The organism is Bacillus sp. AMCV2 (assembly GCF_056033925.1).
In genome coordinates this window covers 1-10,773 of sequence record NZ_JBVYIB010000001.1, presented here as the reverse complement: position 1 = coordinate 10,773, position 10,773 = coordinate 1, and the positions used below count along the sequence as shown (strand labels likewise).

At 50.2% G+C, this 10,773-nt stretch carries 5 protein-coding genes and 4 pseudogenes; all 9 read left to right on the top strand.

The genetic code is table 11. The annotated features are described in order from the left end of the window. Positions 1–3,246, top strand: a pseudogene (gene srfAA / locus AC0OMA_RS00045) (surfactin non-ribosomal peptide synthetase SrfAA); the annotation flags it as partial. A 12-nt stretch (positions 3,247–3,258) separates the two neighbouring features. Next, a complete protein-coding gene (locus tag AC0OMA_RS00040; RefSeq protein WP_474221800.1) occupies positions 3,259–6,171 on the top strand; it encodes a non-ribosomal peptide synthetase in 2,913 nt (970 codons plus the stop codon). Further along, positions 6,062–6,304, top strand: a pseudogene (locus AC0OMA_RS00035) (phosphopantetheine-binding protein); the annotation flags it as partial. The gene AC0OMA_RS00040 and the pseudogene AC0OMA_RS00035, both read left to right, overlap by 110 nt. Positions 6,305–6,395: 91 nt before the next feature. Next, on the top strand, positions 6,396–6,536 hold the full coding sequence (comS, locus tag AC0OMA_RS00030; RefSeq protein WP_010886404.1) for a competence protein ComS: 141 nt from the start codon (positions 6,396–6,398) through the stop codon (positions 6,534–6,536). After that, a pseudogene (locus AC0OMA_RS00025) lies at positions 6,482–7,654 on the top strand (condensation domain-containing protein); the annotation flags it as partial. The gene comS and the pseudogene AC0OMA_RS00025, both read left to right, overlap by 55 nt. Before the next feature lie 72 nt (positions 7,655–7,726). Beyond that, on the top strand, positions 7,727–8,419 hold the full coding sequence (locus AC0OMA_RS00020; RefSeq protein WP_474221802.1) for an AMP-binding protein: 693 nt from the start codon (positions 7,727–7,729) through the stop codon (positions 8,417–8,419). Beyond that, positions 8,416–9,732, top strand: coding sequence for a non-ribosomal peptide synthetase (locus AC0OMA_RS00015; protein WP_474221801.1), 1,317 nt, complete (start codon positions 8,416–8,418; stop codon positions 9,730–9,732). Before AC0OMA_RS00020 ends, AC0OMA_RS00015 begins: the two co-directional genes overlap by 4 nt. Further along, complete coding sequence (locus AC0OMA_RS00010) at positions 9,722–9,916, top strand: condensation domain-containing protein (RefSeq protein ID WP_474221799.1); 195 nt, start codon at positions 9,722–9,724, stop codon at positions 9,914–9,916. Before AC0OMA_RS00015 ends, AC0OMA_RS00010 begins: the two co-directional genes overlap by 11 nt. A gap of 2 nt (positions 9,917–9,918) precedes the next feature. Beyond that, a pseudogene (locus tag AC0OMA_RS00005) lies at positions 9,919–10,771 on the top strand (condensation domain-containing protein). Positions 10,772–10,773 lie beyond the last annotated feature (2 nt).

Genomic DNA, 10,773 nt, shown 5'->3' with positions numbered 1-10,773 from the left:
CTGTTACTGGAAACCCGAACCAGCCGCTTTCCAGCCTGTCATTTGTCACTGAAACAGAAAAACAAGCGCTTCTTGAGGCATGGAAGGGTAAAGCGCTGCCTGTGCCGACAGACAAAACGGTTCATCAGCTATTCGAAGAGACTGTCCAGCGCCACAAAGACCGTCCGGCTGTCACATACAACGGCCAGTCTTGGACGTACGGCGAGCTGAATGCGAAGGCAAATCGTCTTGCGCGGATTCTGATGGACTGCGGCATCAGCCCGGATGACCGCGTCGGCGTTCTCACGAAGCCGTCGCTTGAAATGTCCGCCGCGGTGCTCGGCGTCTTGAAAGCGGGAGCGGCGTTTGTGCCGATTGATCCTGACTACCCGGATCAGCGGATTGAGTATATTTTACAGGACAGCGGCGCGAAGCTTCTCTTGAAACAGGAAGGCATTTCAGTGCCGGACAGCTATACGGGAGATGTCATTCTTCTCGACGGAAGCCGCACGATTCTAAGCCTGCCGCTTGATGAAAACGACGAGGAAAATCCAGAGACGGCTGTAACCGCGGAGAACTTGGCGTACATGATTTACACGTCTGGAACGACCGGACAGCCGAAGGGTGTCATGGTCGAGCACCACGCGCTTGTGAACCTGTGCTTCTGGCACGACGACGCGTTCGGCATGACAGCGGAGGACCGCAGTGCGAAGTACGCGGGCTTTGGATTTGACGCTTCCATTTGGGAGATGTTCCCGACCTGGACGATCGGTGCTGAGCTTCACGTCATTGATGAAGCGATCCGCCTCGATATCGTCCGCCTGAACGATTATTTTGAAACGAACGGCATAACGATCACGTTCCTGCCGACACAGCTTGCGGAACAGTTCATGGAGCTTGAGAACACATCGCTACGCGTATTGCTCACAGGCGGAGACAAGCTGAAGCGCGCAGTGAAAAAGCGGTACACTTGTCAACAACTACGGGCCGACAGAGAATACGGTCGTTGCCACAAGCACAGAAATCCATCCGGAGGAAGGCTCACTTTCCATCGGACGGGCCATTGCCAATACGAGAGTATACATTCTCGGCGAGGGCAATCAGGTGCAGCCGGAAGGCGTAGCCGGAGAGCTTTGCGTGGCGGGGCGCGGACTGGCACGCGGCTATCTGAATCGAGAAGACGAAACCGCGAAGCGGTTTGTCGCTGATCCGTTTGTGCCGGGTGAGCGCATGTACCGTACCGGCGATTTAGTGAAGTGGACAGGCGGCGGCATTGAGTACATCGGCCGGATCGACCAGCAGGTCAAGGTCCGCGGCTACCGGATCGAGCTCTCGGAAATTGAAGTCCAGCTCGCCCAGCTTTCTGAGGTGCAGGATGCGGCGGTGACAGCTGTCAAAGATAAAGGCGGCAACACAGCGATCGCGGTGTATGTCACACCGGAAACAGCTGACATAGAAGCACTGAAATCAGCACTGAAGGAAACCCTGCCGGATTACATGATCCCGGCGTTCTGGGTGACGCTGAACGAGCTTCCGGTTACGGCAAACGGCAAAGTGGACCGCAAAGCCTTGCCTGAGCCGGACATCGAAGCGGGAAGCGGAGAATACAAAGCGCCGACGACCGACATGGAAGAGCTGCTTGCCGGCATCTGGCAGGACGTGCTTGGAATGTCTGAAGTCGGTGTCACCGACAATTTCTTCTCGCTTGGCGGAGATTCGACTCAAAGGAATTCAAATGGCGAGCCGCTTGAACCAGCACGGCTGGAAGCTGGGAAATGAAAGATCTCTTCCAGCATCCGACGATCGAAGAGCTTACCCAATATGTAGAGCGTGCCGAAGGCAAACAGGCAGACCAAGGCCCGGTGGAGGGCGAAGTCATCCTGACGCCGATCCAGCGCTGGTTCTTTGAAAAGAACTTCACGAGCAAGCACCACTGGAACCAATCGGTGATGCTTCACGTCAAGAAGGGCTTTGATCCTGAACGGGTGGAGAAAACATTGCAGGCGCTGATCGAGCATCATGAGACGCTCCGTATGATCTACCGTGAGGGACAGGAAGACGTCATTCAATACAACAGAGATCTTGAAGCTGCTTCAGCTCAATTGGAGGTCATCCAGATTGAGGGCCAAGCCGCAGATTACGAAGACCGTATAGAGAGAGAAGCGGAGCGTTTGCAAAGCAGCATCGACTTGCAGGAAGGCGGCTTGTTAAAAGCAGGCTTGTTCAAAGCGGAAGACGGAGACCACTTGCTTCTTGCCATTCATCACTTAGTGGTTGACGGCGTGCTCGTGGCGGATTCTACTGGAGGATTTCGCCGCAGTATATACACAGCTTGAGCAAGGCAATGAACCGGTTCTCCCGCAGAAAACACATTCATTTGCAGAGTATGACATAGAGATTGCAAGACTACGCGAACTCCAAAGCCTTTTTGAAAGAAAAAGAGTATTGGAGACAGCTTGAAGAACAAGCAGTCGCAGCAAAGCTTCCAAAGACCGCGAATCTGGTGATCAGCGAATGAAACATACAAAGACAATTGAATTCTCGCTGACTGCTGAAGAGACAGAACAGCTCACCACAAAGGTGCATGAGGCATATCACACAGAAATGAATGATATTTTGCTGACGGCATTCGGATTGGCAATGAAGGAGTGGACGGGTCAAGATCGAGTAAGTGTTCATTTAGAGGGGCATGGACATGAAGAAATCATAGAAGACCTGACCATTTCCCGCACAGTCGGCTGGTTTACAAGTATGTACCCAATGGTGCTCGATATGAAGCATGCGGATGATCTGGGCTACCAGCTGAAGCAAATGAAAGAAGATATCAGACATGTGCCGAATAAGGGAGTCGGATACGGCATTCTGCGCTATCTGACGGCACTGGAACATAAAGAAGATGTGGCGTTCTCGATTCAGCCGGATGTCAGCTTCAACTATTTAGGTCAGTTTGACGAAATGTCGGATGCAGGTTTGTTTACGAGATCAGAGCTGCCATCAGGACAGTCATTAAGCCCTGAAACAGAAAAACCGAATGCGCTGGATGTTGTCGGATATATCGAAAACGGAAAACTGACGATGTCACTGGCCTATCATTCTCTTGAATTTCATGAAAAAACAGTACAAACATTCAGTGACAGCTTTAAAGCGCATCTTCTCAGAATCATTGAACATTGCCTATCTCAAGACGGTACGGAACTGACCCCGAGTGATCTTGGTGACGACGATTTAACGCTGGATGAGCTGGATAAATTAATGGAAATTTTCTAATAGAGGTGGCATATGAGCAAAAAATCGATTCAAAAGGTGTACGCACTGACACCAATGCAGGAGGGAATGCTGTATCATGCGATGCTTGATCCGCATTCTTCCTCGTACTTCACACAATTAGAGCTTGGGATTCACGGCGCTTTTGATCTTGAAATCTTTGAGAAAAGCGTCAATGAACTGATTCGGTCATACGATATTCTCCGTACGGTATTTGTGCATCAGCAGCTGCAAAAACCGCGTCAGGTCGTGTTAGCGGAACGCAAAACAAAGGTGCATTATGAGGATATCAGTCATGCAGACGAGAACCGCCAGAAAGAGCACATTGAGCGTTACAAACAAGACGTTCAGCGCCAAGGCTTTAACCTGGCAAAAGACATATTGTTCAAGGTGGCGGTTTTCCGCCTTGCTGCAGATCAGCTGTATCTTGTCTGGAGCAATCATCATATTATGATGGACGGCTGGAGCATGGGCGTCCTCATGAAAAGCCTGTTCCAAAACTATGAAGCGCTCAGAGCAGGAAGGACACCTGCAAACGGTCAAGGCAAGCCTTACTCCGACTACATCAAATGGCTTGGAAAACAGGAAAATGAAGAAGCGGAGAGCTACTGGAGCGAGCGCTTGGCGGGTTTTGAACAGCCAAGCGTGCTCCCGGGCCGCCTGCCTGTAAAAAAAGGCGAATACGTCAATAAAGAATATTCCTTTACATGGGACGAAACACTGGTTGCCCGCATTCAGAAAACCGCAAACCTTCATCAAGTGACAGGGCCTAACCTATTTCAGGCTGTTTGGGGCATTGTTCTCAGCAAATACAACTTTACGGATGATGTTGTCTTCGGAACGGTCGTCTCGGGACGACCGTCTGAAATCAACGGAATCGAAACGATGGCGGGGCTGTTTATCAACACCATTCCGGTGCGGGTGAAAGTTGAACGAGATGCTTCATTCGCTGATATTTTCACAGCTGTTCAGCAGCATGCAGTAGAGGCGGAGCGTTACGATTACGTGCCGCTCTATGAGATTCAAAAACGCTCAGCCCTTGATGGCAATCTCTTAAACCATCTGGTCGCGTTTGAAAATTATCCGCTTGATCAAGAGCTTGAAAACGGCAGCATGGAAGACCGCCTCGGGTTTTCGATCAAAGTAGAAAGCGCATTTGAACAAACGAGCTTCGATTTCAACCTGATTGTGTATCCGGGCAAAACGTGGACCGTCAAAATTAAATATAACGGAGCCGCCTTTGATTCCGCTTTTATCGAACGGATAGCGGAGCACCTTACCCGCATGATGGAAGCAGCTGTCGATCAGCCGGCCGCTTTTGTGCGTGAGTACGGGCTTGTGGGAGACGGAGAGCAGCGGCAAATTGTCGAGGTGTTTAACAGCACGAAAGCCGAACTCCCTGAAGGAAGGGCTGTTCACCAAGTATTTGAAGAGCAAGCGAAACGGACGCCGGCGAGCACTGCCGTCGTATATGAAGGAACCGAGCTGACATACCGCGAGCTGAATGCAGCGGCTAACCGTCTTGCGGGAAAGCTTGTCGAACAAGGGCTTCAAAAAGGGGAAACAGCAGCGATTATGAACGACCGCTCAGTAGAAACCGTTGTCGGCATGCTGGCTGTGTTAAAAGCAGGCGCCGCATATGTGCCGCTTGATCCAGCGCTTCCTGGGGATCGTCTTCGTTTCATGGCAGAGGACAGCTCTGTTCGAATGGTTTTGACCGGAAATTCTTATACAGGGCAGGCACATCAGCTGCAGGTGCCGGTTCTTACACTGGACATAGGCTTTGAAGAGAGTGAAGCGGCTGACAATCTCAACCTGCCATCCGCCCCGTCTGATTTGGCGTACATCATGTACACATCCGGTTCAACGGGCAAACCGAAAGGCGTCATGATCGAACATAAAAGCATTCTGCGCCTCGTCAAAAATGCCGGGTACGTTCCTGTTACTGAAGAGGACCGCATGGCGCAAACGGGAGCTGTCAGCTTTGATGCCGGAACGTTTGAGGTATTCGGCGCACTGCTAAATGGCGCAGCGCTTTATCCGGTCAAAAAAGAGACGCTGCTTGATGCGAAACAATTTGCTGCATTTCTGCGTGAGCAAAGAATCTCGACGATGTGGCTGACGTCACCTTTATTCAACCAGCTTGCCGCAAAGGATGCTGGTATGTTCGGCACACTGCGCCATTTAATCATCGGCGGAGACGCACTTGTCCCGCATATAGTCAGCAAAGTAAAACAGGCATCGCCGTCACTTTCATTGTGGAACGGATACGGCCCGACAGAAAACACGACGTTTTCAACCAGTTTTCTGATCGACCGTGAGTATGGCGGCTCTATCCCAATCGGGAAGCCGATCGGAAATTCCACTGCCTACATCCTGGATGAGCAGCAATGTCTGCAGCCAATCGGCGCGCCTGGTGAGCTTTGCGTAGGCGGAATCGGTGTAGCGCGAGGATATGTGAATCTCCCTGAGCTGACGGAGAAGCAATTTCTCGAAGACCCGTTCAGACCGGGTGAGAGAATTTATCGCACTGGTGACTTGGCAAGATGGCTGCCGGACGGCAATATCGAATTTTTAGGCAGAATCGACAACCAAGTGAAGGTGCGCGGCTTCCGAATTGAGCTTGGCGAAATTGAAACAAAACTGAACATGGCTGAGCATGTGACAGAAGCTGCGGTGATCATCCGCAAGAACAAAGCGGATGAAAATGAAATTTGCGCGTACTTTACGGCGGATCGTGAAGTGGCTGTGAGTGAGCTGAGAAAAACACTGTCTCAGTCTTTGCCTGACGATATCTGCCCCTGCCCACCTGATTCAAATGGAAAGTCTGCCGCTCACGCCAAACGGGAAAATCAACAAAAAGGAACTGCCTGCACCGCAATCAGAAGCCGTGCAGCCGGAATACGCAGCACCAGAAACAGAGAGTGAAAAGAAATTAGCGGAGATCTGGGAAGGAATACTCGGCGTCAGAGCAGGCGTTACCGATAACTTCTTTATGATCGGCGGTCATTCTTTGAAAGCGATGATGATGACGGCGAAAATTCAAGAGCATTTTCATAAGGAAGTTCCGATAAAAGTGCTTTTTGAAAAGCCGACTATTCAAGAACTGGCACTGTATTTGGAAGAGAACGAGAGCAAGGAGGAGCAGACGTTTGAACCGATCAGGCAAGCACCTTATCAGCAGCATTATCCTGTATCCCCGGCCCAGCGGAGAATGTATATCCTCAATCAGCTTGGACAAGCAAACACAAGCTACAACGTCCCCGCTGTACTTCTGCTGGAGGGAGAAGTAGATAAAGACCGGCTTGAAAACGCGATACAGCAATTAATCAATCGGCACGAAATCCTCCGTACATCGTTTGACATGATCGACGGAGAGGTTGTGCAAACCGTTCATAAAAACATATCGTTCCAGCTGGAGGCTGCCAAGGGACAGGAAGAAGACGCGGAAGAGATAATCAAAGCATTTGTTCAGCCGTTTGAATTAAACCGCGCGCCGCTCGTCCGTTCGAAGCTTGTCCAGCTGGAAGAAAAACGCCACCTGCTGCTCATTGATATGCATCATATTATTACTGACGGCAGTTCAACAGGCATTCTAATCGGTGATCTTGCCAAAATATATCAAGGCGCAGATCTGGAACTGCCACAAATTCACTATAAAGATTATGCAGTTTGGCACAAAGAACAAACTGATAATCAAAAAGATGAGGAATACTGGCTCGATGTCTTTAAAGGCGAATTGCCAATACTGGATCTTCCCGCGGATTTCGAGCGGCCTGCTGAACGGAGCTTTGCGGGAGAGCGCGTGATGTTTGGGCTTGATAAGCAAATCACGGCTCAAATCAAATCGCTCATGGCAGAAACAGATACGACAATGTACATGTTTTTGCTGGCGGCGTTCAATGTACTCCTTTCCAAGTACGCGTCACAGGATGATATCATTGTCGGCTCGCCGACAGCTGGCAGAACACATCCTGATCTGCAAGGTGTGCCGGGTATGTTTGTCAACACGGTGGCACTCAGAACGGCACCAGCGGGGGATAAAACCTTCGCGCAATTCCTTGAAGAGGTCAAAACAGCCAGCCTTCAAGCATTCGAGCACCAGAGCTATCCGCTTGAGGAGCTGATTGAAAAGCTTCCGCTTACAAGGGATACAAGCAGAAGTCCGCTGTTCAGCGTGATGTTCAACATGCAGAATATGGAGATTCCTTCATTAAGATTAGGAGATTTGAAGATTTCCTCGTATTCCATGCTTCATCATGTTGCGAAATTTGATCTTTCCTTGGAAGCGGTCGAGCGTGAAGAGGATATCGGCCTAAGCTTTGACTATGCGACTGCCTTGTTTAAGGACGAGACGATCCGCCGCTGGAGCCGCCACTTTGTCAATATCATCAAAGCGGCCGCGGCTAATCCGAACGTTCGGCTGTCTGATGTAGATCTGCTTTCATCTGCAGAAACGGCTGCTTTGCTAGAAGAAAGACATATGACTCAAATTACCGAAGCAACCTTTGCCGCTCTTTTTGAAAAACAGGCCCAGCAAACACCTGACCATCCTGCGGTGAAGGCTGGCGGAAATCTGTTGACCTATCGCGAGCTTGATGAACAGGCGAACCAGCTGGCGCATCATCTTCGTGCCCAAGGGGCCGGAAATGAAGACATTGTCGCGATTGTTATGGACCGGTCAGCTGAAGTTATGGTATCCATTCTCGGTGTCATGAAGGCGGGGGCAGCTTTCCTTCCGATTGATCCTGATACACCTGAAGAACGAATCCGTTATTCATTAGAGGACAGCGGAGCAAAAATTGCGGTCGTGAATGAAAGAAACATGACGGCTATTGGGCAATATGAAGGGACAATCGTCAGCCTTGATGACGATAAGTGGAGAAATGAAAGCAAGGAGCGCCCATCATCGATTTCCGGGTCTCGCAATCTTGCATACGTCATTTATACGTCCGGCACGACCGGAAAGCCGAAGGGCGTGCAGATTGAGCATCGCAATCTGACAAACTATGTCTCTTGGTTTAGTGAAGAGGCGAGCCTGAAGGAAAATGATAAGACTGTATTGCTTTCATCTTACGCATTTGACCTTGGCTATACGAGCATGTTCCCCGTACTTCTGGGCGGGGGCGAGCTCCATATCGTACAGAAGGAAACCTATAAGGCGCCGGATAAATAGCGCACTATATCAAGGAGCATGGGATCACATATATCAAACTGACACCGTCTCTGTTCCATACAATAGTGAACTCAGCCAGTTTTGCAAAAGATGCGAACTTTGAATCCTTGCGCTTGATCGTCTTGGGAGGAGAAAAAATCATCCCGACTGATGTTCTCGCCTTCCGTAAGATGTATGGACACACCGAATTTATCAATCACTACGGCCCGACAGAAGCAACAATCGGCGCCATCGCCGGGCGGGTTGATCTGTCTGAGCCGGATGCATTTGCGAACCGCCCGACAATCGGACGGCCGATTGCGAATGCCGGCGCGCTTGTCTTAAATGAAGCATTGAAGCTTGTGCCGCCGGGAGCGAGCGGACATCTCTATATCACGGGACAGGGGCTTGCGAGAGGGTATCTCAACAGGCCTCAGCTGACAGCCGAGAGATTTGTGGAAAATCCATATTCGCCGGGCAGTCTCATGTACAAAACCGGAGATGTCGTACGAAAACTTTCTGACGGTACGCTTGCATTTATCGGCCGGGCTGATGATCAGGTGAAAATCCGCGGCTACCGCATTGAGCCGAAAGAAATTGAAACGGTCATGCTCAGCCTCAGCAGAATTCAAGAAGCGGTTGTATTAGCGGTTTCCGAGGGCGGCCTTCAAGAGCTTTGCGCGTATTATACGTCGGATCAAGCTATTGAAAAAGCAGAGCTCCGGAACCAGCTTTCCCTAACACTGCCGTCTCATATGATTCCTGCTTTCTTTGTGCAGGTTGACGCGATTCCGCTGACGGCAAACGGAAAAACCGACAGAAACGCTTTGCCGAAGCCGAACGCGGCACAATCCGGAGGCAAGGCCTTGGCCGCACCGGAGACAGCGCTTGAAATAAGCTTATACCGCATTTGGCAGAAAACGCTTGGCATAGAAGCCATCGGCATTGACGACAATTTTTTCGATTTAGGCGGCCATTCATTAAAAGGGATGATGCTGATTGCCAACATTCAGGCGGAATTGGAGAAAAGCGTACCGCTTAAAGCACTGTTCGAGCAGCCGACTGTTCGCCAGCTGGCGGCTTATATGGAGGCGTCTGCCGTTTCAGGCGGCCATCAAGTCCTCAAACCGGCTGACAAGCAGGATATGTATCCATTGTCATCCGCACAGAAACGGATGTACGTGCTCAATCAGCTTGACCGCCAGACGATAAGCTACAACATGCCATCTGTTCTTCTAATGGAAGGCGAGCTTGATATTTCGCGCGCTGCGCGACTCACTCAATCAGCTTGTGAATCGTCACGAATCATTGCGGACGTCATTTATGGAAGCTAATGGTGAGCCTGTTCAGCGCATCATTGAGAAGGCGGAGGTTGATCTTCATCTGTTTGAAGCCAAAGAAGACGAAGCGGACCAAAAGATTAAGGAATTTATCCGGCCATTCGACTTAAACGACGCACCGCTCATTCGCGCAGCTTTGCTTCGAATAGAAGCGAAAAAAGACGTTTGCTGCTTTTAGATATGCATCATATCATCGCAGACGGCGTCTCAAGAGAGCATTTTTGTAAAAGAATTGGCGCTGCTTTACAAAGGAGAGCAGCTTCCGGAGGCCCGGCGCTTCATTATAAATATTTCGCCGTTTGGCAAAATGAAGCTGAGCAAAAAGAACGAATGAAGGAGCATGAGGCGTACTGGCTGTCGGTTCTTTCAGGAGAGCTGCCAGAGCTTGATCTCCCGCTCGATTACGCCCGTCCGCCTGTGCAAAGCTTTAAAGGAGATACGATCCGTTTCCGTACCGGAAAGTGAGACGGCAAAGGCGGTAGAAAAACTGCTTACGGAAACCGGAACGACCTTGCACATGGTGCTCCATGCTGTTTTCCACGTCTTTTTAAGCAAAATTTCCGGACAGCGGGATATCGTCATCGGCTCCGTTACTGCCGGCCGGACGAATGCTGATATTCAGGACATGCCGGGAATGTTCGTCAATACACTTGCCCTGAGAATGGAAGCGAAAGAACAGCAAACATTTGCGGAGCTTTTGGAGCAAGCAAAGCAGACGAACCTGTCAGCGCTTGAGCATCAGGAGTATCCGTTTGAAGATCTGGTTAATCAGCTTGATCTCCCTCGGGATATGAGCCGAAACCCATTGTTTAATGTGATGGTGACGACAGAAAACCCTGATAAAGAACAGCTTGCATTGCAAAATCTGAGCATTTCACCTTATGAGGCTCATCAGGGAACTTCTAAGTTTGATCTGACACTGGGCGGATTTACCGATGAAAATGGCATTGGCTTGCAGCTCGAATATGCGACAGATCTGTTCGCGAAGAAGAAACAGCTGAAAAATGGAGCGAATACGTTCTGCGGCTACTAAAG